Genomic DNA, 22,090 nt, shown 5'->3' on the forward strand with positions numbered 1-22,090 from the left:
CCGATGCCGTTCACCTACCGACGCGCGGCCGCCGCCGCGGCGAGCGCGCTCGTGCTCGCCGCGGTCAGCGCGGCCGCGCCGCTGCCCGCGCACGCCGGGCCGCCGGCCGAGTTCGACAAGACCGTGCTCACCGCCGACCTGGAGGAGCCGACAGCTTTCCGGTTCACGCACGACGGCGCCATCCTGATCGCCGAGAAGAAGGGCACCATCCGGCTGTACGCCCACGGCGAGCTGCACGACGAGCCGGTGCTGAGCCTGCCCACGGCCAGCACCGACGAGCGCGGCCTGCTCGGACTGGAACTCGACCCCGACTTCGCGACGAACAAGTGGTTCTACGTCGCGTACACCCACGCCGACAACCTCGACCGGCTCAGCCGCTTCACGATGACCGGCGAGCACACCGCCGACCCCGCCTCCGAGGTGATCCTGCTGCGCTCCAACCAGCAGGCCAACGTCTTCCACCACGGCGGTGAGGTGCGGTTCGGGCCCGACGGCAAGCTGTACTGGTCGCTGGGGATCAACGTCTACCACCCGAACGCGCCGAACCTGGGCACGCTGCACGGCAAGGTGCTGCGGATCAACAGGAACGGCACGATCCCGGCGGACAACCCGTTTGTCGGCATGCCCGGCGCGGAACCCGCGATCTGGGCGTACGGGCTGCGCAACACGTTCCGCTTCGACGTGGTGCCCGACGGGCCGAACGCGGGCCGGCTGCTCGGCGGCGACGTGGGCGGCTCGGAGCAGGAGGAGCTGAACCTCATCGAGCGCGGGGCCGACTACGGCTGGCCCTACGCCGAGGGCGTGTGCGCGGGCTGCGGGTACGCCCAGCCGGTGTACACCTACCCGCACACGGCTCCGCCGGCCAGCGCCGGGTCGATCAGCGCGGTGGAGGTTTACGACGGCGAGCTGTTCCCGGCCGCGTACGACCATGTCGTGTTCTTCGGCGACTACACGCTCGGGTTCGTCAAATACCTGGTCATGGATCCGAGTTACACCAGTGTCATCGCGGTGCACGACTTCGACCTGGACGCGGGCACGCCGGTGCAGCTGACGACCGGCCCCGACGGGGCGCTGTACCAGCTGAACATCTACCCGGGCGCGCTCTACCGGATCGCGCCGTCGGGCGGCAACCGCACGCCGGTCGCGCGCGCCACGGCGACCCCGGACAACGGCCTCGCGCCGCTGCCGGTGCAGTTCTCCTCGACCGGATCGGCGGACCCCGACGGCACGCCGCTGAGCTACCTGTGGACCTTTCCCGACGGCACCACCTCGACTGCCGCGAACCCGCAGAAGACGTTCACGGCCAACGGGGTGCACAACGTGACCCTGCGCGTCAGCGACGGTGACAAATCGGACACGACCACGGTGCCGGTGCAGGTCGGCAACCGGCGTCCCACCGGCGTCATCACCGCTCCGGTCGCCGAGTCCGGCTACGACGCCGGGAACGTGATCACATACGCGGGCGCCGCGACCGACCCGGACTCCGGCCCGCTGCCGGCGAGCGCCTACTCGTGGTCGGTGATCTTCCACCATGCCGAGCACGTGCACCCGTTCCTCGGGCCGATCACCGGGGTGACCGGCGGAAACTTCACCATCCCGCGCATCGTCGACAACATCGACACCACCTGGTACGAGATCCAGCTGACGGTCACCGACGCGGGCGGGCTGAAGCACACGTCGTCGGCGCACATCCGGCCGCACCTGGTGACGCTAACGTTCGGCGCGTCCACGCCGGGGCTGCAGTACACGGTCGACGGCATCCCGTACACGGGCACCCGGACCGAGCGGGCCGTGGTCGGGGTGGAGCGCACCCTCGGCGCGGTGTCGCCGCAGTGGGTCGGCGGGCTGCAGTACCTGTACGGCGGCTGGTCCGACGGCGGGGCGCAGACCCACGTGATCACCACGCCCGCCCAGGACGCCGCGTACACGGTGGACTTCGCGCAGATCAACCCGCCGCCCGCGCCGTGGGATAGCGACGACATCGGCACCCGCACCATCGCCGGGCTGTCGTCCTACGACGACGGCGTGTTCACGGTGAAGGGCGGTGGCCACGACATCTGGGACGCCACCGACGAGTTCCGCTACGTGCACCAGCCGCTGGTCGGGGACGGCGCCATCGTCGCCCGGCTGACGAGCCAGAGCGAGACCTACGAGTGGGCCAAGGCCGGTGTGATGATCAAGGAGTCGGCCACGGAGGGTGCGTCGTACGCGGCCCTCGCGGTGACGCCCGACCACGGCGTGCACTTCCAGGCCGACTTCGACGAGGACGATGGGGAGTTCGCGTACACCCTGCCGAACGCCTGGTTGAAGCTCACCCGCACCGGGGCGACGATCGAGGGCTTCCTGTCCGTCGACGGGCAGGCCTGGACGCCGATCGGGACCACGCAGCTGGCGCTGTCCGCGACCGCGACCATCGGCCTGTTCGTGACCTCGCACGACAACGCGGTGCTGTCCACGGCGACGTTCGACCACGTCACCGTGTCCGGCGATGCCGACCCGTCGCTGCCCGCCCCGTGGGTCCACCAGGACGTGGGCACGCCCGCGATCGCCGGTGGGGCCACGGAGATCGGCGGCGTCTTCAGCGTCACCGGCGCGGGCGGCGACATCTGGGGCGAGGCGGACCAGTTCCACTTCGTGCACCAGCCGCTGACCGGCAACGGCACGCTCATCGCGCGGGTCGCCGGCCAGCAGGACACCGAGGAGTGGGCCAAGGCCGGTCTCATGATCAAGGACGGCACGGCGGCAGGGGCGACGTACGCGCTGCTCGCGGTCACCCCGGAGCGCGGCGTACACCTGCAGGCGAACTTCGCCACCGACCTGGCCGGCAGCGCCTCGGCCGCGCCGCGCTGGCTGAAACTGACCCGTATCGGCACCACCGTCACCGGCCACGAGTCAGCCGACGGCAACGCCTGGACGCTCATCGGCTCGGTGCAACTGCCGGCGCTGCCCGCCACCGCCCAGCTCGGCCTGTTCGTCACCTCGCACGACGCAGGGCAGGCCGGCCTGGCCGTATTCGAGCACGTCAGCGTCACCGCGGCCGCGCCGTCCCTGCCCGCCGGATGGTCGCAGACGGACGTCGGCGCGCCGGCCCTGCTCGGCTCGGCCGGCGTCACCAACTCAACCTGGACGGTGTCCGGCGCGGGCAACGACATCTGGGCCGACACCGACCAGTTCCACTACGTGTACCGGGCACTACCCGGCGACGGCACCATCACGGCGCGGGTCCTCACCCAGGCCGGCACCAACGACTGGGCCAAATCCGGCGTCATGATCAAAGAATCGACGACGGCGATGTCGCCGTACGCGGCGGTGTTCCTCACCCCCGGGCACGGCATCCACTTCCAGCACGGCTTCACCGCCGACGTCGACGGCGGCGCAGGAAGCGTCCGCACCTGGCTGCGGCTGGTCCGCACCGGGGCCCTCGTCACCGCCTACCGCTCCGCCGACGGCGCCACCTGGACCACCATCGGCACGGCAACCGTCACCGGTCCGGCGACCGCGGGCCTGTTCGTCACCTCCCACAACGGCAGCACCCTCAACACCACCACCTTCGACCAGGTCTCCCTCACCTGACCAAGACGAAGGAAGGGCGCCTTCTTATCGCTCCGCGTATAAGAAGGCGCCCTTCTTGACTCTGTAGGTGCCGGGTCGCGATGGGCGCCTCCGACCGGAGGCGCCCATCGCCGTCGGCCGGGGCAGGGCAGCGCGGCGGTCGGAAGTACGGGATCATGCCTGACGGTTCGGCTCGACGACCGATGGAATGAGGCATGGGCTACACAGGACGAATAGTGGTGGGGCAGACCGAGCTGCCGCCGGCGAAGTCCGAGACGCTGCGCAAGTTCGGCGTCAAGTTGCTGTGGCATGGCTCGTACCAGGACGGCTGGTGGCAGGTGCAGCTCGACGGTGACGGCGAGCGTCCCGCCGCGACCCTTCGGGCACTCGTCGCCGAGACGGGCCGGCCGGTGCTGTCCGCGTTCGTGCTCGACAGCGATTTCGCCGAGGTGGTGGGCATGACACCGGGCGGCACGCGGTGGCGTGCGTACCTCAACGAGACGGCGGCGGCGGCATACGGCGCGCCGCCGTTGCCGTACCTGCAGGACGAGCTGCTGACGCAGATGCTCGGGTGGGCGGCCGAGGCGGGCCTGGCGGCCTCGGCCACGACCGTGGGCGAGGTGCTCTCCGTGAAACACGTCTTCGCCGAGGAGGCCGTCGACGCGCTGCTCAGTGCGCTCGGCCTGGTGCCGGTGGACGCGACGGCACGCGAGGCGTCGTAGCGGCGCAGGTCCGCTCCCGGAAGGGTTAGGAAGGGCACCTTCTACAACGCATAGCGATGTGAAGGTGCCCTTCCTTTACTTGATGAGCAGGTGGGTGAGGCGGCGGGTGGCGAGCCAGGTGCTGAACAGGGCCATCGTGAGGAGGTAGGCGACGGCGAGGAGCATGCCGGGGCCGAGCCGGCCGGTGGTGAGGCCGCGGAGGAGTTCGATGCTCTGGTAGAGGGGGAGGGCGGCGACCACGGGCTGGAGGGCGGCGGGGTAGACCGACAGCGGGTAGAAGGTGGTCGCGAACAGGAACATCGGGAGCATGACCAGTTGCAGGTACTGCTGGTGGTGGAACTCGCGGATCACGGTGGTCGCGGCCATGCCCGCGGCGGAGAAGGCGTACGCGATCAGCACGCAGGCGGGCAGCGCGAGCAGCGCCCACCACGAGTGGACCATCCCGAACGCGGCGATCACGACGAGGAAGCAGGCCGCGGACAGGGTGCTGCGCAGCACCGACGCGGCGATCTCGCCGTACGCGATGTCGCGCACGGTCAGCGGCGTGGTGATGATCGCGTCGTAGAACTTCTCGAAGCGCAGCCGCCACCAGACCGCGCCGGTGGTCTCCGCGATGGCCGAGTTCATGGCGGAGGTGGCCAGCAGCGCCGGGGCGACGAACGCGGCGTACGCGACCGCGCCGCCGTCGCCGTCGATGAGCTGTCCGATGCCGACGCCGATGGACATCAGGTACAGGAACGGTTCGAACACGCCGTTGACGGCGAGGTTCCACGGCCGGCCCTTGCGCAGCACCCACAGGTGCCGCAGGACGATCACGTGCGCGGCGGGCATCATGGTCCCCTTCACGGGTGCAGGTGGCGGCGGAAGTTGCGCCGGGCGAGGAGGTAGCCGGCCAGCGCCATGGCCGACAGGTACCCGGTGTGGGTGAGGCTGCCCGCCCAGGTGGCGGTGCCGAGGGTGAGGGTGCGGCACAGCTCGACGCCGTGCCAGAGCGGAGTTAGCGCGACCAGGTGCTGCGCGGCCTCGGGCAGCTGGGTGGTGGCGAAGAACGTGCCGGAGAACAGGTACAGCGGCATAACCACCCACTTGAACAGCGTCTGCACCGGGCGCACGTCGGGCAGCGTCACCGCCCAGGCGGTCACCGGCATCGCGAAGGCGAAGCCGGTCAGCGCCGCGGCGGGCAGGGTCAGCGCGGCCAGCGGCGAGGTGGCGACCCCGAACGCGAACATCACGGCGCAGAACGCGGCCGCGCCGATGGCGACCTTCACGGCCATGAACAGGGCGTGCCCGTTGAGCACGTCGACGGGTTCGAGCGGGGTCGCCACCGCGACCGGGTAGGCCCGGCCAGGCATACGGTGGTAGCTGACCGGGAACGCCGACTCGATCATGCCGTTCTGCATGGACGCGGCGGCGAGCATGCCGGGGGCGAAGAACGCCAGGTAGCTCACCCCGCCCAGGGCTGCGACGTCCGAGCCGACGAGCGTGCCCAGCCCGGCGCCGATGGCGATCAGGAACAGCAGCGGGTTGGCCACGCTGATGACGATGGTGCCCTTCCAGTTGCGCCGGTAGTGCAGCCAGCAGTAGCGGTAGAAGCGCAGGGCCATGCCCCGCGACACGGCGGACGTCGCCATCAGTCGACCAGCGTCCGGCCGGTGAGCGCGAGGAACACGTCCTCCAGGCTCGACCGGCGCACCAGCGCGGTGACCGGCGTCAGGCCGAGGGCGTGCGCGGCGGCCAGGGCGGCGTCGCCTTCGCCGGTGTACCAGAGCAGCCGGTCGGGCAGTTCCTCGATCCGGTCGCCGGAGACGGCCTGGCGCAGCTTGTCCAGCGCGGCGGCCTGCTCGCCGATGCCGAAGCGCAGTTCGAGGACCTCGCGGGTGGCGTGCGCGGCGATCAGCTCGGCGGGGGAGCCGTGCGCGACGATGCGGCCGCCGTCCATGACGACGAGCCGGTCGCACAGCTGCTCGGCCTCGTCCATGTAGTGGGTGGTCAGCACCAGCGTGACGCCCTGCTGCTTGAGCCGGAACAGCCGGTCCCACAGCACGTGCCGGGCCTGCGGGTCGAGTCCGGTGGTGGGCTCGTCGAGCAGCAGCAGCTCAGGCTCGTTGACCAGGGAGCGGGCGATGGTGAGGCGGCGGCGCATGCCTCCGGACAGCGCCTCGACGCGCTCGCCGGCCTTGTCGGACAGCTGCGCGAAGTCGAGCAGCCGGGTGGCCCGCTCGTCGATGAGCCGGGTGGACAGTCCGAAGTAGCGGCCGTAGATGAGCAGGTTCTCGCGCACGCTCAGTTCGCTGTCGAGGGCGTCGTCCTGCGGCACGACGCCCAGGCGGGCCCGGATGCGGCGGCCGTCGACGGCCGGGTCCATGCCGAGCACGCGCAGCGTGCCCGCGGTCGGCGGGGAGACGCAGGCGATCATCCGCATGGTGGAGGACTTGCCGGCGCCGTTCGGGCCGAGGAACCCGAAGGCCTCGCCCCGGTGCAGCGCGAAGTCGATGCCGTCTACGGCGGTGAAGGGGGCGGAACGCTTGTCCCGCGGCGGGTACGTCTTGACGAGCCCCGTGGCTTGTGCGATCACGTCTGACACAGCCGCCAGCGTAGGAATGAGATGGTAAATCTGCAAGAAATTTACATGCGCCAGCAAATTTCGAACTTCAGGGTATGAGCACCGCCGCCCCCTCGACCCGGTCCGCGGCCAGGTCGGCGAGCGCCTCGTCGGCCCGGTCGAACGGGTACGGCGTCACCGTCACCGACAGCGGGTGCGCCGCGGCCAGCGCCAGGAACTCGCGGCCGTCGTCGCGGGTGTTCGCGGCCACGCTGCGCAACTGCCGTTCCTCGAACAGGTGCTGCTCGTAGTTCAGCACCGGGATGTCGGTGAGGTGGATGCCCGCGATCGCGAGGGTGCCGCCCCGGTCCAGGGCGGACAGTGCCGGCGGCACCAGGTCGCCGACCGGCGCGAACAGGATCGCCGCGTCCAGCGGAGCGGGCGGCGGCTCGTCCGCGCCGCCGGCCCAGGCCGCGCCCAGGCTCAGGCCCAGCTCTCGGGCGGCGGGCGAGCGGGTCATCACGTACACCGTCGCGCCCTGGGACAGCGCCACCTGCGCGGTGAGGTGCGCCGAGGAGCCGAAGCCGTAGATGCCCAGGGTGCCCCCGGGCGGCAGCTCGGCACGGCGCAGCGCCCGGTGGCCGATGATGCCCGCGCACAGCAGCGGGGCCAGGTGCGCGTCGTCGTACCCGTCCGGCAGTCGGTAGGCGTAGTCGGCGGGCACCGTCGTGTACTCGGCGTAGCCGCCGTCGGCGTCCCAGCCCGTGTAGCGGGAGGCCGGGCACAGGTTCTCCTGACCGCGGCGGCAGTACACGCACGTCTGGTCGGTGTGGCGCAACCAGGCGATGCCCGCCCGGTCGCCGACCGCCCAGCCGGTCACCGCGTCGCCGTGCGCGGTGACCTCGCCGACGACCTGGTGGCCGGGGATCACCGGGCTGCGGTGCGGGGGCAGGTCGCCCTCGGCCACGTGCAGGTCGGTGCGGCACACGGCGCAGGCGCGCACGCGTACCAGCAGCTCGCCGGGGGCGGGTTCGGGCACCGGGCTTCGTACCGCCCGCAGTGGCCGGGTCGCGATCGGCCCCGGCGCGGCGACCTCCCACGCGGCCATGGTCTCCACACCCTCCATCATCGTCGTGCCCGACGCCGTCGGGGTGCTGATCTACCATCGGGCCATGAGCGCAGCGGCAGGCGACGAGATCCCCAAGATCAGCGCACCGGCGAACCGGGCCCTGGACCTGGCGGGTCACACCACCCTTGCCGCGATCTCGCAGCTGACCAAGAAAGACCTGCTCGACCTGCACGGCGTCGGGCCCAAGGCGATCCGGATCCTGCGTGAGGCGCTCGCCGAGCACGGCCTGACCTTCGCCGACGAGCGGAAATGATCATCCGCCGGTAGTCTCCCGTCACACGACGGGGAGGACGACCATGGAACCGGCACCCGGGCCCGGCGGCCTGGCCTACGGCGCGCGGCTGGCGCGCCACTACTCGGCCTCGGCCGCACTGGCGCTGCTCAGCGACGCCGAACTCGCCGACCGGGTGGCCGCGGCAGAGGCCGTCGGCGCGGGTATCGGCGGCGTCACGGCCCGGCTCGACGTCGGCGGGACGCCGGTGTTCCTCAAACGCATCCCGCTGACCGATCTGGAACGCCGTCCCGAGCACGTGCGCTCGACCGCGAACCTGCACGGCCTGCCCCCGCACTGCCAGTACGGCATCGTCTCGCCCGGCTTCGGGGCCTGGCGCGAGCTGGCCGCGAACACCCTCGCGACCAACTGGGTGCTGGCCGGCCGGAACCAGGGATTCGCGCTGATGTACCACTGGCGCGTGCTGCCCGGCGCCCCGGTCGTGGCCGCGGAACACGCCGACGTCGAGGCCGCGGTGGCGTTCCTGGGCGGCGACCCCGCCGTCCGTGACCGTCTGGCGGCGCTGGCGTCGGCCTCGGCGAGCCTGGTCCTGTTCCTCGAACACCTCCCGTACCGGCTCGGCGACTGGCTGGCCGGACCGGCTGCGGCGGGCGGTGACGAACTCGTCGCGGCCTGCCGGATGGTGGAGCAGAGCCTGGTCGACGGCGTGGACTTCCTGCTGGCTCGCGACCTGCACCACTTCGACGCGCACCTGGGCAACCTGCTGACCGACGGCCGCCGCGTCTACTTCGTCGACTTCGGGCTGGCGGTGTCGCCCCGGTTCGCGCTGTCGCCGCAGGAGTCGGCTTTCCTGACCCGCCACGCCACCCACGACGCCGGGTACGTACGGATGAGGCTGGTCAACTGGCTCGTCCAGCACGTGGTCGGCGTGTCCGTGCCGGACGTCGGCGGGCCCGTCGAGCGCAACGCCTACATCCGGGAGTGCGCCGCGGGCAGGCGGCCGGACGGCGTCAGGCCGGAGCTGGCCGACATGATCGTCCGGCACGCGCCGGTCGCCGCGCTGATGAACGACTTCTACTGGCAGCTGTTCGACGGCGCGATGGACACGCCGTACCCGGCGGACGAGGTGGCACGCGCACTGACCCGATGACTCGGCGCGTGCAAACACTTGCACGCAACGTTGCCACAAACGGTGAGGTTGCGAGTCGGTTTTGGAAATGTTTCCGTCGACATCTTGCCGTGCCCGGGGCGCGGGCATAGGGTTTTGCCAATCCCCGCCCGGGGATGCGGTCCCGCTCACCGCCGTTCGCTGCCGGACACATCCGATGTCCGGCGACGGAGGGTGTCACGCTCCCCGCGCCACGCACCCTCCGGCTGTGCAGGAAGGGAGTGCGTCATGGCAGTATCCCGGCGGAGGTTCGTCACCTCCGTGGCGTCCGGGTCAGCGCTGGCCGCCACCGGCGGAGCCGTCGCAGGAGGACTCACCGCGGCGAGTCCCGCCGCTGCGGCCAGCCCGCCCGGCGACGTCGTCGGCAAGATCTCGGTCGGCTACCAGGGGTGGTTCGCGGCCACCGGCGACGGAGCCCCGATCAACGGCTGGTGGCACTGGAGCAACAACTGGGGCCAGCCGCCCTCGCCGAGCAACAACGCGATCGTGTCCTGGCCGGACATGCGCGACTACCCCGCCCAGTACCAGACCGCCTACGCCAACCTCGGCAGCGGCCAGCCCGCGAAGCTGTTCTCCTCCTACGACCAGTCCACGGTGAACCTGCACTTCCAGTGGATGCAGCAGCACGGCTGCGACACCGCGGCGCTGCAGCGGTTCAACCCGTTCGGCGGCGAGGGCCCGACCCGCGACGCGATGGCAGCCAAGGTGCGCACCGCGGCCGAGGCCACCGGACGCAAGTTCTACATCATGTACGACGTCACCAACTGGACGAACATGCAGTCGGAGCTGAAGACCGACTGGACCACCAAGATGTCCGCGTACACCTCGTCCCCGGCGTACGCCCGCCAGAACGGCAAGCCGGTCGTGTGCATCTGGGGCTTCGGCTTCAACGACCCGGGCCGCCCGTTCGCGCCCGCGGTCTGCCTGGAGGTCCTGAACTGGTTCAAGGCCCAGGGCTGCTACGTCATCGGCGGTGTGCCCACCTACTGGCGGCAGGGCATCAACGACTCCCGGGCCGGCTTCTTCGACGTGTACACGGCGTTCAACATGATCTCGCCGTGGATGGTCGGCCGCACCGGCGACGTCAACGGCCTGGACTGGTTCTACACCAACGTCAACGTGCCCGACCAGGCCGAGTGCAACAACCGGGGCATCGACTACCAGCCCTGCGTGATGCCCGGTGACCTGTCCTCGCACCACCGCTTCCACGGCGACTTCTACTGGCGGCACCTCTACAACATGATCCGCGTCGGCGCGCAGGGCCTGTACGTGTCGATGTTCGACGAGTACAACGAGGGCAACCAGATCGCCAAGACCGCCGAGAACGCCTCGCAGGTGCCCACCAACTCCGGCATCGTCACCCTCGACGAGGACGGCACGGTCTGCTCGTCGGACTACTACCTGCGCATCACCGCCGACGGCGGCCGCATGCTCAAGGGCCAGCTCGCGCTGACCGCGGTCCGGCCCACCCAGCCCGTCGTCGGCGGCGGGCAGCCGCCCGTCGACAGCGACCTGGCGCTGAACAAGCCGGTCACGGCCAGCAGCGTCAACGCGAGCTTCGTGCCGCAGAACGCGGTCGACGGCAATCCGGCGACCTACTGGGAGAGCGTCAACAACGCGTTCCCGCAGTGGCTGCAGGTCGACCTCGGCGCGGCGGCCACCGTCAGCCGGGTCGTGCTCAAGCTGCCAGCCGGCTGGGGCAGCCGCGTGCAGACGCTGTCCGTGCAGGGCAGCACCAACGGCTCGACCTTCAGCACCCTGTCGGGCTCGACCGGGCGCACCTTCGACCCCGGTGCGGCCAACACGGTCTCGATCACGTTCACGGCCGCGACCGCGCGGTATGTGCGGATCAACGTCACCGGCAACACCGGCTGGCCCGCAGCCCAGCTCTCGGGGCTGGAGGTGTACGGCACGACGCAGCCGCCGCAGGGCGACACGCAGGCACCCAGCGCGCCGGGCAACCTGACCGTCACCGGGCAGACCAGCAGCAGCGTGTCGCTGTCCTGGCAGGCGTCCACGGACAACGTCGGCGTCACCGGATACCAGGTGCGCCAGGCGGGCAACGTGGTCGCGGGCGCGACCGGGACGTCGTACACCGTCACGGGGCTGAGCCCGTCGACGACGTACGGCTTCACCGTGACCGCCCAGGACGCGGCCGGCAACACCTCGTCGCCGTCCAACACCGCCACCGCGACGACCAGCGCCGCTCCGGCGTCCAACCTGGCCCGCAACAAACCCACCCAGGCCAGCAGCTACACCCAGAACTACGGGCCGGGCAACACCGTCGACGGCAACGCCGACACGTACTGGGAGAGCGCCAACAACGCGTTCCCGCAGTGGCTGCAGGTCGACCTCGGCGCGGCGACCACGATCAGCCGCGTCGTGCTCAAGCTGCCGCCGCCCGCGGCCTGGGCCAGCCGCACGCAGACCCTGTCCGTGCAGGGCAGCGCCAACGGCTCGACGTTCAGCACGGTGGTGAACTCGGCCGGCTACACGTTCAACCCGTCCTCGGGCAACACCGTGACCATCACCTTCCCGGCGACCTCCACCCGGTACGTGCGGCTGAACTTCACCGGCAACACCGGCTGGCCCGCCGGGCAGCTCTCGGAATTCGAGGTCTGGGCCGGCTGACCCCGCCGTCCCCGGCGGGCCTTGACCGGCCCGCGGTACGCGACGCCGACGCGGACCGCGGGCCGCACACCGCGGCCGCCGTGCCGGACTGCCCTGCCCCGGGCGGCCCCGGCACGGCGGCCGCGCTCGTGCTGCTCAGGCGAGGGGCAGCACGCGTTTCGCGCCGTTGCGTCGCGATGCGAGCCTCCGCGGCTGGGCACGCCGCAGCGCGGGCCGGCGGGAGCTGCGGCGTCACGTTGCGAGGTGGTCGCCGCGTTCGGTGCGCAGGTGCAGTACGACCCGGCCGTCGCGGTGCGTGGTCACCAGACGCGCTGCCCGTAGCACGTTGAGGTGCTGGGACACCGCGGCGGCGGTGACGTCCAGCCGGGCGGCGAGGTCGCCGGTGGTGGCGGGTTGCGCCAGCGCGACCAGCAGCGCCGCCCGGGTGCGGCCGAGCAGGTTCGCGAGCGCGTCCGGAACCGGTTCTGGTTCGTGCCACAGTGCAGCCACCCCGCGGGCCGGGTAGCGCAGCGTGCCGTCGGCGACGGGCCGGGTGCCGACCGCGACCCGCGGCCAGCAGAACACGCTCGGGCACAGCACCATGCCGTGCCCGAGCAGGGTGAGCGGCTCCGGGGCGTACGGTGCGCGGCTGTGGTGCACCGTCAGCTCTCCGCCGGACCAGCGCACCTCGTCATGCAGATCGGCGAACAGCCGCTCCGCGCCGCCGACCGCGAGCAGACCCGCCCGGTAGGTGATGTCGGCCTCCAGGATCCGCCGCACCCGGGTCCAGTACGGCGCGATCAGCTCGGCATAGCAGGTGCGCAGTCCCTCGACGACGGCCCGCAGGCCGTCGCGGGGGTCGGCGGCCATCTCCTGAAGCGGTCCGAGCCGGGCGCGGCGCAGTCCGGCGATCTCCGTCCGGACCCGTGCCGACGGTGTGGAGCCGACCCGTCGCAACTCGTGCTCCAGGTCCGGCAGCCGGGAATCCGGCGGCGGCAGCAGGAACGAGGGTTTGACAGTGTCGTCGTGCAGCAGGTCCATGAGCAGGCGGAGGTGCGGCACGTCCGCCGGGCGCCATGTCACCTGGTCGACCCACGGCAGGTGCACGGCGTGCACCCCGGGCCGCAGCAGCGCGTCCAGTGCCATGACCGTCTCGTACACCGGTGACAGGGCGAAACGGACGCGGGCCATCTCGGCGCCGCCCATCCTGATCACCGTGGCCACCACGAGAATGTAGCGGTGGCTTAATCGTGGCCCGTGCCCGGACACGGCCCCGACGATGCGCCCATGAACTCCACACCCGCTACCACGATGACTGCTGCGGAGCCGGGCCTGGGCAGAGACTGGCACCTGCTGATCAGCGCCGGGACGGTCTCCATGCTCGGCGACGGGGCGTTCCTCGCCGCGCTGCCGCTGCTGGCGGCCACCATGACCCACGATCCGGGCGTGATCGCCGGGATCACCGTCTGGGGCAGCCTGCCGTGGCTGCTCGCGGCGCTGCCGATGGGCGCGTTCGCCGACCGGTACGACGCCCGCCGCACCGCGACCGCGGCACAGGTGGTCCAGGCCGCGCTGGTCGCCCTGCTGGCGGGTGCGGCGACGGTGGGGGCGGGCGGCATCACCCTGGTGTACGCCGTCGCGTTCGCGGTCGGGCTTGCCGAGACGTTGGCGCACATCAGCCTGCAGAAACTCGTGCCGGCAGTGGTGCCGGCCGCACGCCTGGAGGCCGCCAACGGCCGACAGCACGCGGCGCTGTTCAGCAGCAGGCAATTCGTCGGCCCGCCGCTCGGCGCGCTGCTGTTCACGGTCGCCGTCGGGCTGCCGTTCTGGGTCGACGCGTTCACCTTCGCGGTCTCCGCGGTGCTGGTCTGGCGGATCCGCGCCACGACCCCCGTGACGCGTCGCGAAACCTCGCTGCTGGCCGGCATCGGCGAGGGCGTGCGGTGGCTGGCCGGGAACCGGCTGCTGCGTACCCTGGCGCTGCTGTCCGGGGTGGCCAACCTGGCCAACTTCCTGGCCATGGCGACGTTCGTGCTGTTCGCGAAGCAGGTGCTGGGCCTCGACGACATCGGCTACGGCGTGGTGCTCGGCCTGATGGCGGTCGGTGGGATCACCGGCGCGCTGATCAGCGGACGCGCCGTCGGCTGGGCGGGCGGGCGACGTACGGTGACCTTCACTCTGTTCGCGACGCCGCTTGCGATGCTGGCGGTGGGCCTGTTCGCCCGGGATGTGGTGACGGTTGCCGCGCTGGCCTTCGTCACGTCGTTCGGCGCCGCACTGTGGAACGTCGCCGCGGGCTCGCTGCGCCAGCGGACCGTCCCCGGTGCACTGCTCGGCCGGGTGAGCAGCGCGGGCCTGATGGTGACGTGGGGCGCGCAGCCGCTGGGGGCATACCTCGGCGGGCTGACCGCGACCTGGTGGGGCCTGTCCGCGGTGTGGGTCGTCGCGGCACTGCTACGCCTGCTCGCCGCCACGGCGGCACTGCCCGCGCTGCGCGAATGGCGGTGAGGCGTGCTGTCGGTCGGAGGACAGCGCGGCGACCGTCCGCATGGGACCCTGGTCGCGATGCGAACCTCCGCGCTGCTCCGGGTTGCGCTGCCGCTGCTGGTCGCGGCGGCGTCCGTGGTCGTGGCGTCACCGGCCCGCGCCGAGGTCGGCCGGATCTCGGTGCGCGCCGGGACCGCCGAGTTCGGCCCCGGCGCTGCGCCGCAGCAGTACACGGTGCCCTGCGCGCCGGAGGAGCAGCTGCTCAGCGGCGGCTACGCGGGCAGTGACCCACAGCTGAGGATCGTTTCGAGCCACCCCTCCGACGGCCAGGGCACCCCGGTCACCGACGGCGCCGCGCCGCGAGCGTGGACGATCGGCGTGGTCAACACCGGGCAGGCCGTGCGCACCCTGCGGGTCTTCGCCACCTGCCTGACCGGCGGCGACAGCACCGCCGGGGTGTACGCGGGCACCCAGTCCACGCCGTTCGACCCGTCCGTCGAGGCGGTCTGCCCGCAAGGCACGGTGCGCACCGGTGGGGGCTACTGGGCGGTCTGGTATGCCCGTCTCGGCGCGGCCAGGGTCAGCGGCAGCCATCCCGCCGGCGCGCGGGGCTGGGCCCTTGATTTCACCGCGCCCGCGAATCTGCCGGCCCGCTCCGCGGTGACCGCCCTCGTGGTGTGCCACAGCGGGCCGGTGGTCGCGGTAGCGGCCGAGCCCACGGAGTTCGACCTGCGGTCAGCCTCGCCATTGTGCGTGGTCGGCTCTGCCGCGAACTTGTGCGTGGTGCCGCGCTCCGGGTCCGGCGCCGCCCGCTGCCCAGGTGGCGCGGTCCTGACCGGTGGCGGCTACCGGGCCGTGACCGGAGGTCCGCTCATCGGGCCGGCCGCGCTGGTGGACGGACCGGCGTCGGCGGGCGTATGGACCGTCAGCCTGAGCGGGACCACGGCGCAGGACACCCCGGTGCGGGTGCGGGTCGAGCCGCTCTGCCTCGGGGCCGTCGCCGCGCCGAGCGAGCCGCCCAGCGACCTGCTCCCGGACAGCGGTGCGCGGGTGAACAAGGCGCTGGCACTCGGCGGCGGCCTGCTCGGGTCACTGCTGCTGATCCTGCTGGTGGTGCTGGCCCTGCGCCGGGCCCGCCGCCACCGCCCGCCACCGGTGCCGGGTATCGAGGTCGTGGTCCGGACGGTCCGCTTCCGCTACCGCGACGACGCCTACCGGGAGGACGTGTGACGACCGTCCGGGAGATCGTCTTCGGGGAGTTCATCCCCGGCAGACCCGGCCAGGCCGCCGGGGAGGTCGAGGCCGCCGCCGTTCGGCTGGCCGGGGCCGGGGTCGTCGCCGACGGGCCGCAGGCGCCCGCGGCGGCGCTGGCGCGCGCGGTGCTGACGAAGGTCGCCGAGCTGCTGGACATCGAGATCTCCGACGTGTTCGTCGGCGCGTGGAAGACCAGGTCGGCCCTGGTAGCGGCGGCCCGGGAGACGCACGCGACACCCGGCCTGCGTCGGGAGGTGAGCATCCGCAGCTTCACCATGCCCTGGGAGTACGAGGCCGAAGTGGACGTGGCCGTCAACGGCTCCGTCGTCACCACGCTGACCGCGGCGGTGACGTTGCAGCTGACCGTCACCGCGCTGGCGGCCGTCGTCGAGGCGGGCCGCCTCACCGCGCTCACCGCGGGCGACGCCACGGCACGCGGTGAGCTGCGGGTGCGCTGCTCGTCGCCGGAGGCCGAACACGTGGTGGCCGAACGCGAGCAGCCGGTCGACCTGCGGCGCGAGCTGCGCCTCGGCGGTGGCGGCGTGGCGCTGGTCGACGAGGCCGGTGACGCTCCCGCGCAGCGGCCCACGCGCTCCGACATGTCCGTCATGCCGGAGCCGCCGCCTGCCTAGGCGGCGATCAGGGCGTCGATCTGGTTGATCGCCAGCGAGGCGCCCTCGACTACGCCCATGTCGAGCACCTGCTGCAGCTGCTCGGCGGACTCGTAGGCGCCCACGTAGGTCGCGCGGGTGCCGCCGTCGTGCGCGGTGAACGTGTAGACGTTCTGGGAGACGGGCAGTTGCCGGTTCGGGGTGAAGTCCAGGTCGGCGAAGCCGTCCTCGAAGGCGAAACTGGTCGGCTCGTCGACGGCCGTGACGATCCAGTACCCGGCGTGCTTGTCGCCCTCGGGGCCGGTCATGAAGTAGTTCACCCGTCCGCCGGGGCGCAGGTCGTGGTCGACCACGGTCGCGGGGTAGGTCGGCGGGCCCCACACCTTCTCCAGCTGGCGCGGGTCGGCGTAGACCTGCCAGATCCGCTCCACCGGCGCGGCGAAGTCGGCGACCAGGGTCAGGGTCAGCTTGTCGAGGTCGTGCTGTACGTCGATGACGGGCATGGTTCAGTCCTCCCGGACGGGATCGGATGCGATGAGTTCGTCGATGCGGGCGATGCGGCCGCGCCAGACCTGCTCCAGTTCGGCGAGCAGGGACGCCACCGAGCGCACCGCCTGCACGTCGCCGCTGACCAGCTGCTCGCGTCCGCTGCGCAGCTTGGTGAGCAGGCCGGCCTTCTCCAGCACGGCGACGTGTTTCTGCACCGCGGCGAAGCTCATGTCGTACTTCGCGGCGAGCGCGGAGACCGAGTGCTGTCCGGCCAGCACCCGGCGCATGATGTCGCGCCGGGTGCGGTCGGCCAGGGCGTGGAAGAAGGCGTCCGCCTGGTCCTCGCTGCGCTCGGTCACCTCCCAAACATACAACCAATCGGTTGTATGTTGTCAAGTCCCGCAGTTCACGGGCGGATGTTCTGGTTGAGGTGGAACAGGTTGTCCGGGTCGTAGGCGCGCTTGACCTCGACGAGCCGGTCGTAGTTGCCGCGGTAGTTGGCCCGGATCCGGTCCTGGTCGTCACCGGCCATGAAGTTGATGTACCCGCCCTCCTCGGACAGCGGGGCCGTGTCGGCGTAGTAGTCGCGCACCCAGGCGGTGTTGGCATCGTTCTCCGCCGGATCGGGCCACATCCCGGCGATGACCACGGCGAAGTTCGCGTCCCGGTACGCGAACGCGGTCGCGTCGGGCGCCACCCGGTGGCACGCCCCGTTGATCGGGTAGATGTGCACCGTCGAGTTCAGCGCGGGCACCTTCGGCCCGTGCGCCACGTGGGCGGTGATCGCCTCGTCGGTCAGCTCCTTGACGAAGCTGGCCTTCCAGTAGTGCTGCAGCCCCGCCGGGACCAGCCCGTCGAAAGCGGTGTTCAGCGCCGCGTACGGCATCGGGCCGATCATCTCGGCGACCGGCGGCGCGACCGCCCGGATCCGGTCGATGATGCGCTCGCCGTCGGCCGTCGACCCGGTCCAGCAGTTCACCATCGCGATGAACGGCTCGCCGTGGCGGTCCGCGGGGATGAACGGCAGCGGCGGCGCGATCTGGAACGCGGGGAAGCCGCCGTACTGTTCCGGCGCGTCGGCGATGAAGTCGCGGAAGAAGCTCAGGATGTCGGCCACGTGTGCCAGCTCGAAGAACATCGGCCCGCCGTAGATCTCGCCGACCGGGCTCAGCGCGAACTCGAACGAGGTCACCGCGCCGAAGTTGCCGCCGCCGCCGCGCAGCGCCCAGAACAGGTCGTCGTGCTCCTTCTCGCTGGCCAGCACCGCCCGCCCGTCGGCCGTGACGACCTCGGCGGACAGCAGGTTGTCGCAGGAGAACCCCAGGGCGCGGGCGAGGTAGCCGATGCCGCCGCCGAGGGTCAGCCCGCCGACGCCGGTGGTGGAGATGATGCCCCCGGTCGCGGCCAGGCCGTGCTCGCCCGTCGCGGCGTTGAAGTCGCCCCAGGTCGCGCCCCCGCCGGCGTGGGCGGTGCGGGCGTGCGGGTCGACGGTGACGGCGCGCATGCCGGACAGGTCCGCCACGATCCCGTCGTCGACCGTGCCGAACCCGGGCACGCTGTGCCCGCCGCCGCGTACCGCCAGGTCCAGGCCGTTCTCGCGGGCGAAGTCGACGACCGCCTGCACGTCGGCGGTGCTCGTGCAGCGCACCACCGCCTGGGGCCGCCGGTCGAACATGGCGTTGTGCACGGTGCGGGCCGTGTCGTAGTCCGCGTCCCCGGGCGTGATCACCTGTCCGGCCACCCGGGCCCGCAGCTGTTCGAGAGTCGATCCGGCCATGGCGCTGCCCCCGTCCCGTAGTCACGATGGGACCGCGTGGTGCTGAGTCGTCGAGGTGGCCGTACGCTCGCGGCGCGCGGCCCGAGGGCTGTGCGCGACGGCGGGTGGCCCGGTGATCCGCGGCCCTTTGCCAACGCTACCGGCCGATCACGCTTGATCATGTGGAAACGGCAACGGCAGCCAGCGTCTGGCAGCCGCTGCGCAGCGTCACGTCAGGCCCATTCCCCTCACCGCCTCCGCTGCGCCATCATGATCAGCGTGACCGAGTCGAATGCGCGACCTGAGACCAGAGTGGGTGCGGTGTTCGTGCCGCAGTTGCCGCCGGAGCGGCTGCGGTCGGTGGCCCGGGCCGCCGACCAGGCCGGGCTCGACGAGCTGTGGCTGTGGGAGGACTGCTTCCTGGAGAGCGGCATCACCGCGACCGTGGCGGCGCTGGCCTGGACCGAGCGGCTCACCGTCGGGGTCGGCCTGCTGCCCGTGCCGCTGCGCAATGTCGCGATCACCGCGATGGAGCTGGCGACCCTGCACCGGCTGTTCCCCGGCCGGGCCCGGGTCGGCGTCGGGCACGGCGTGCAGGACTGGATGGGCCAGGTCGGCGCACGCGCCGAATCGCCGATGGCGCTGCTGCGCGAGTACCTGACCGCGTTGCAGGCGCTGCTGTCCGGGCAGCGTGTCACGACCGAGGGCCGCTACGTCCGGCTCGACGGCGTCGCGCTGGACTGGCCGCCGCCGCAGCCACCCGAGCTGCTGGCCGGGGCGACCGGCGACCGTACGCTGCGGCTGTCCGGCGAGGTCGCCGACGGCACCATCCTCACCGGCGGCACCACCGTCGAGCAGGTGCGCCGGGCGCGGGGACTGATCGACGAGGGCCGGGCCAGGGGCGGGCGCACCGGATACCACCCGGTCGTGATCTACCTGCACGCGGCGACCGGCCCGGACGCGGCGGCGCGGCTGGAGGCCGAGCGGGTCCGGTGGGGCTACGACACCATGGACGGCCACGGCGTCGCCGGGGGCGCGGAGGCGGTGGCCGAGGCGGTCCGCACCTGGGCCGCGGCCGGCGTGGACACGGTGGTGCTGCAACCGACGCCCGACGATCCCGACCCGGAGGGTTTCATGGCCTTCGCCGCGCAGGAGGTCGCCCCGCTCGTGCGGAACTGACCGCGCCGCGGCCCGATCCGGGAGACGCTGATGGCGTGAGCGAGCACAGCGGGCCGGCCGGTCGGCGGGCCCACCGCGCGGGACGCGGGGCGGCCGGGTGAGCCGGTGGCGTGCGCTGTGGTCGCCGACTGCCGCGGTCCGGGCGGTCCGGGCGGCGGTACTGGTCCCGGCGCTGTTCGCGTTCGCGCTGCTGGTGATCAAGTCGCCGCAGGTGGCGACGTTCACGGCGTTCGGCGGCTTCGCGAGCCTGGTGCTGGCCGCGTTCGGCGGCACCCGCCGGGACCGGGCCGTGGCGCACACCATGCTCACCGCCGTGGGCGCGGTGCTGATCGTGATCGGCACCCTGGTCAGCCACTCCGTCGTGGCAGCCGCGATCGCCACTGCGGTGGTCGCGTTCACCTCGTACTTCGCCGCCGTCATCGGCCCCAATGACGCCTCCGGCGCGGCCGCGGCGATGCTGCCCTACATGCTGGCGGCCTCGGCGGCCGCCCCGCCCGGCGTCATCGGCGACCGGGTCGCCGGCTGGTTGCTCGCGACCGGGGTCGGCGGCCTCGCCGTGGTGCTGATGGCACCGCGCTCGGCGGGCGCGGAGCTGCGCCAGGCCACCGCCACACTGGCGGTCGGGCTGGCCGACCTGCTGGAGGCGGGGGCCCGCCGGGCCGCACTGCCGGAGCTGCGGGCCGCCGTCACCGACGCCACGCACCGGATGATGGCGCTGTTCGTGTCGACGCCGTACCGGCCGAGCGGGCTGGTCATCGCCGACCAGGCCATGGCCGGGGCGGTCAACCAGCTGGAGTGGTGCAAGGGCCTGGTCAGCGACGGCATCGACCGCTGCGGCGACCTGCGGGACACCCCCTTGGCGCAGCGGGCCCCGCTGGAGGCGTCGGCGAAGGTGCTGCGCGAGGCGGCCGCGGTGCTGCTCGGCGCGCCGGTCGATCCGGACCTGAAGGGGCTGGAGCAGGCGCGGGTCGACAGCGTGGCCCGGCTGACCGGCCCGGGGCAGCCCGACGCGGACGCGATGGAGCTGGTCGTCGCCTTCTACGGCCAGACCACCGCCAACTGCGTGCGCGCGTTCGCCACCGACGTGCTCATCGCCACCCGCGGGGCCGACCCGCTGACCGCGGCCAGCAGCGTGCGCCGCTGGTACGGCCTGGCCCGGCCGAACCGGCCGCCGCTGCGCCGCCTGGTCACGCCCGCCGGGGTGGCCGGCATCGTGCTGCGCAACGCGAGCCTGCGCTCGGTGTGGTTCGTCAACGCGCTGCGCGGCGCCCTGGCGCTGTCCGCGGCGGTGGTGATCGTGCAGCTCAGCGGGGTGCGCAGCGGGTTCTGGGTGCTGCTGGGGGCGCTGTCGGTGCTGCGTACCAGCGCCGCGTCGACGGGCACGCAGGCGGTCAAGGCGATCGTCGGCACGGCGGCCGGGGTCGCGGCCGGCGCGGCACTGCTGCCGCTGCTGGGGCCGTCGCCGTGGGCGAGCTGGGGTGCGCTGGCGGTCGCGGTGTTCGTGGTGGCGTACGGGCCGGGCAAGCTGCCGGACATCGCGAGCCAGGCGGCGTTCACCGTGGTGATCCTGGTGCTCTACAACATCCTCGCGCCGACCGGCTGGACGCTGGGCCTGGTGCGGCTGCAGGACGTCGCGATCGGCTGCCTGGTCAGCCTGGTCGCCGGGTTGCTGGTCTGGCCGCGCGGGGCCGGTGACCTGGTGCGCGACGACGTCGCCGAGATGTTCCGCGAGGGCGGGGTGCACCTGACCGAGGCGGTGGCGTGGGCGCTGGGACGCCGACGGCAGCCGCCCGACCTGGAGGTGCGCGCCGCCGCGTCGGCGTTCCGGCTGGAGGACGCGTTGCGCGGCTACCTCGCCGAACCCGGTTCGAAGCGGATGGACCGGCAGGGCCTGTGGCGGCTGGTCATCTCCGGGGTGCGGCTGCGGCAGACCGCGAACGCGCTCGACGACCTGACGCCGCGCGACGCCGCCCCGGACCCGCAATGCGACGCGCTGCTGCAGCACGCCGACGCGCTCGCCGCGTTCTACGCCGGGCTCGCCGAGCAGGTCGGCAAGCCGTCGGGGCCGATGCCACCGCTGCTGGCGCCGCCGAGCCCGCCCGACGACGAGGTGCTCGGCTCGGGTGGCGACGGCACCCCCCTGCACCGCCTGCGCCGCCGCTGGGTCGGCGAGCACCTGCGCCACCTGGAACTGCACCTGGCCGACCTGGTCGCCCCGGCCCACGCCCTGGCCGACCAGCGCCGCCGCCCCTGGTGGCGCTGACCCGCCTGCCCGCCCGGTGCCGATTCGCCGCCGCCCGCGGAGGTGGCCGCTGCCCGTGCCAAGGCTGGCGCCGCCGAGCCAAGGCCGCCGCTGCCC

Annotated in this window: 18 protein-coding genes; 10 read left to right on the forward strand and 8 right to left on the reverse strand. The window is 72.5% G+C overall.

Going from position 1 to position 22,090, the window contains the following annotated elements; genetic code table 11:
- Positions 1 to 3 precede the first annotated feature (3 nt).
- Positions 4 to 3,573 carry a PQQ-dependent sugar dehydrogenase gene (locus F6W97_RS29625; RefSeq protein WP_155373835.1) on the forward strand — a complete coding sequence of 1,190 codons (3,570 nt, stop codon included), beginning with the start codon at positions 4 to 6 and terminating at the stop codon, positions 3,571 to 3,573.
- A 194-nt stretch (positions 3,574 to 3,767) separates the two neighbouring features.
- A complete protein-coding gene (locus F6W97_RS29630; protein ID WP_155373836.1) occupies positions 3,768 to 4,274 on the forward strand; it encodes a hypothetical protein in 507 nt (168 codons plus the stop codon).
- 75 nt (positions 4,275 to 4,349) lie between these two features.
- Here F6W97_RS29630 and F6W97_RS29635 read toward each other — a convergent pair whose 3' ends face one another.
- The 4 genes from F6W97_RS29635 to F6W97_RS29650 all read right to left on the reverse strand — a co-directional run bounded on the left by F6W97_RS29635 (position 4,350) and on the right by F6W97_RS29650 (position 7,924).
- Complete coding sequence (locus F6W97_RS29635) at positions 4,350 to 5,105, reverse strand: ABC transporter permease (RefSeq protein ID WP_230687082.1); 756 nt, start codon at positions 5,103 to 5,105, stop codon at positions 4,350 to 4,352.
- Positions 5,106 to 5,116: 11 nt separating this feature from the next.
- Positions 5,117 to 5,905, reverse strand: a complete 789-nt coding sequence (locus tag F6W97_RS29640) for an ABC transporter permease (RefSeq protein WP_155373837.1) — start codon at positions 5,903 to 5,905, stop codon at positions 5,117 to 5,119.
- Entirely contained in the window at positions 5,905 to 6,858 is a 954-nt protein-coding gene (locus tag F6W97_RS29645; protein WP_407924615.1) for an ABC transporter ATP-binding protein, read from the reverse strand. Before F6W97_RS29645 ends, F6W97_RS29640 begins: the two co-directional genes overlap by 1 nt.
- A 67-nt stretch (positions 6,859 to 6,925) precedes the next feature.
- Positions 6,926 to 7,924, reverse strand: a complete 999-nt coding sequence (locus F6W97_RS29650; protein ID WP_155373958.1) for a zinc-dependent alcohol dehydrogenase family protein — start codon at positions 7,922 to 7,924, stop codon at positions 6,926 to 6,928.
- A gap of 64 nt (positions 7,925 to 7,988) precedes the next feature.
- On the opposite strand from F6W97_RS29650, the gene F6W97_RS29655 reads away from it, so the two are divergent.
- The 3 genes from F6W97_RS29655 to F6W97_RS29665 all read left to right on the forward strand — a co-directional run bounded on the left by F6W97_RS29655 (position 7,989) and on the right by F6W97_RS29665 (position 11,976).
- The gene (locus tag F6W97_RS29655; protein ID WP_155373838.1) at positions 7,989 to 8,198 is read left to right on the forward strand and encodes a helix-hairpin-helix domain-containing protein; all 210 of its coding nucleotides are present in this window, start codon (positions 7,989 to 7,991) and stop codon (positions 8,196 to 8,198) included.
- 43 nt (positions 8,199 to 8,241) lie between these two features.
- Positions 8,242 to 9,327, forward strand: coding sequence for a serine/threonine protein phosphatase (locus tag F6W97_RS29660; protein WP_155373839.1), 1,086 nt, complete (start codon positions 8,242 to 8,244; stop codon positions 9,325 to 9,327).
- Between the two features lie 246 nt (positions 9,328 to 9,573).
- Positions 9,574 to 11,976: a discoidin domain-containing protein gene (locus tag F6W97_RS29665; protein ID WP_155373840.1), complete on the forward strand. Its 2,403-nt coding sequence runs from the start codon at positions 9,574 to 9,576 to the stop codon at positions 11,974 to 11,976.
- 231 nt (positions 11,977 to 12,207) lie between these two features.
- Here F6W97_RS29665 and F6W97_RS29670 read toward each other — a convergent pair whose 3' ends face one another.
- A complete protein-coding gene (locus F6W97_RS29670) occupies positions 12,208 to 13,179 on the reverse strand; it encodes an ArsR/SmtB family transcription factor (protein ID WP_155373841.1) in 972 nt (323 codons plus the stop codon).
- 63 nt (positions 13,180 to 13,242) lie between these two features.
- Here F6W97_RS29670 and F6W97_RS29675 point away from each other — a divergent pair, with 63 nt between their 5' ends.
- Genes F6W97_RS29675 through F6W97_RS29685 form a run of 3 tightly spaced genes read left to right on the forward strand, consistent with a single transcriptional unit; the run spans position 13,243 to position 16,328 of the window.
- On the forward strand, positions 13,243 to 14,463 hold the full coding sequence (locus F6W97_RS29675; RefSeq protein WP_155373842.1) for an MFS transporter: 1,221 nt from the start codon (positions 13,243 to 13,245) through the stop codon (positions 14,461 to 14,463).
- A 57-nt stretch (positions 14,464 to 14,520) separates the two neighbouring features.
- Complete coding sequence (locus tag F6W97_RS29680; protein ID WP_155373843.1) at positions 14,521 to 15,672, forward strand: hypothetical protein; 1,152 nt, start codon at positions 14,521 to 14,523, stop codon at positions 15,670 to 15,672.
- A complete protein-coding gene (locus tag F6W97_RS29685; RefSeq protein WP_155373844.1) occupies positions 15,669 to 16,328 on the forward strand; it encodes a hypothetical protein in 660 nt (219 codons plus the stop codon). Before F6W97_RS29680 ends, F6W97_RS29685 begins: the two co-directional genes overlap by 4 nt.
- Here F6W97_RS29685 and F6W97_RS29690 read toward each other — a convergent pair.
- The 3 genes from F6W97_RS29690 to F6W97_RS29700 are packed head-to-tail and all read right to left on the reverse strand — an operon-like array spanning position 16,325 to position 18,573.
- Positions 16,325 to 16,810, reverse strand: a complete 486-nt coding sequence (locus tag F6W97_RS29690; RefSeq protein ID WP_155373845.1) for an SRPBCC family protein — start codon at positions 16,808 to 16,810, stop codon at positions 16,325 to 16,327. The two genes, F6W97_RS29685 and F6W97_RS29690, sit on opposite strands and share 4 nt — an antisense overlap.
- 3 nt (positions 16,811 to 16,813) lie before the next feature.
- On the reverse strand, positions 16,814 to 17,155 hold the full coding sequence (locus tag F6W97_RS29695; RefSeq protein ID WP_155373846.1) for an ArsR/SmtB family transcription factor: 342 nt from the start codon (positions 17,153 to 17,155) through the stop codon (positions 16,814 to 16,816).
- A 47-nt stretch (positions 17,156 to 17,202) separates the two neighbouring features.
- Positions 17,203 to 18,573 (reverse strand): FAD-binding oxidoreductase, encoded by a 1,371-nt coding sequence (locus F6W97_RS29700; protein ID WP_155373847.1) that lies wholly within the window; start codon positions 18,571 to 18,573, stop codon positions 17,203 to 17,205.
- A gap of 258 nt (positions 18,574 to 18,831) precedes the next feature.
- Here F6W97_RS29700 and F6W97_RS29705 point away from each other — a divergent pair, with 258 nt between their 5' ends.
- Both F6W97_RS29705 and F6W97_RS29710 read left to right on the forward strand, forming a co-directional pair.
- Entirely contained in the window at positions 18,832 to 19,731 is a 900-nt protein-coding gene (locus F6W97_RS29705) for an LLM class flavin-dependent oxidoreductase (protein ID WP_230687083.1), read from the forward strand.
- Between the two features lie 97 nt (positions 19,732 to 19,828).
- Entirely contained in the window at positions 19,829 to 21,994 is a 2,166-nt protein-coding gene (locus tag F6W97_RS29710; protein WP_155373849.1) for an FUSC family protein, read from the forward strand.
- The last annotated feature ends 96 nt before the right edge of the window (positions 21,995 to 22,090 follow it).

The organism is Catellatospora vulcania (assembly GCF_009720385.1).
Taxonomy (GTDB): Bacteria; Actinomycetota; Actinomycetes; order Mycobacteriales; family Micromonosporaceae; genus Catellatospora; species Catellatospora vulcania.

Excerpts from the sequence above, each read along its gene's own strand:
- F6W97_RS29625 (WP_155373835.1), top strand. The coding sequence starts at position 4 with ATGCCGTTCACCTACCGACGCGCGGCCGCCGCCGCGGCGAGCGCGCTC.
- F6W97_RS29630 (WP_155373836.1), top strand. The coding sequence starts at position 3,768 with ATGGGCTACACAGGACGAATAGTGGTGGGGCAGACCGAGCTGCCGCCG.
- F6W97_RS29635 (WP_230687082.1), bottom strand. The coding sequence starts at position 5,105 with ATGCCCGCCGCGCACGTGATCGTCCTGCGGCACCTGTGGGTGCTGCGC.
- F6W97_RS29640 (WP_155373837.1), bottom strand. The coding sequence starts at position 5,905 with ATGGCGACGTCCGCCGTGTCGCGGGGCATGGCCCTGCGCTTCTACCGC.
- F6W97_RS29650 (WP_155373958.1), bottom strand. The coding sequence starts at position 7,924 with ATGGCCGCGTGGGAGGTCGCCGCGCCGGGGCCGATCGCGACCCGGCCA.
- F6W97_RS29655 (WP_155373838.1), top strand. The coding sequence starts at position 7,989 with ATGAGCGCAGCGGCAGGCGACGAGATCCCCAAGATCAGCGCACCGGCG.
- F6W97_RS29660 (WP_155373839.1), top strand. The coding sequence starts at position 8,242 with ATGGAACCGGCACCCGGGCCCGGCGGCCTGGCCTACGGCGCGCGGCTG.
- F6W97_RS29665 (WP_155373840.1), top strand. The coding sequence starts at position 9,574 with ATGGCAGTATCCCGGCGGAGGTTCGTCACCTCCGTGGCGTCCGGGTCA.
- F6W97_RS29675 (WP_155373842.1), top strand. The coding sequence starts at position 13,243 with ATGAACTCCACACCCGCTACCACGATGACTGCTGCGGAGCCGGGCCTG.
- F6W97_RS29680 (WP_155373843.1), top strand. The coding sequence starts at position 14,521 with ATGCGAACCTCCGCGCTGCTCCGGGTTGCGCTGCCGCTGCTGGTCGCG.
- F6W97_RS29690 (WP_155373845.1), bottom strand. The coding sequence starts at position 16,810 with ATGCCCGTCATCGACGTACAGCACGACCTCGACAAGCTGACCCTGACC.
- F6W97_RS29700 (WP_155373847.1), bottom strand. The coding sequence starts at position 18,573 with ATGGCCGGATCGACTCTCGAACAGCTGCGGGCCCGGGTGGCCGGACAG.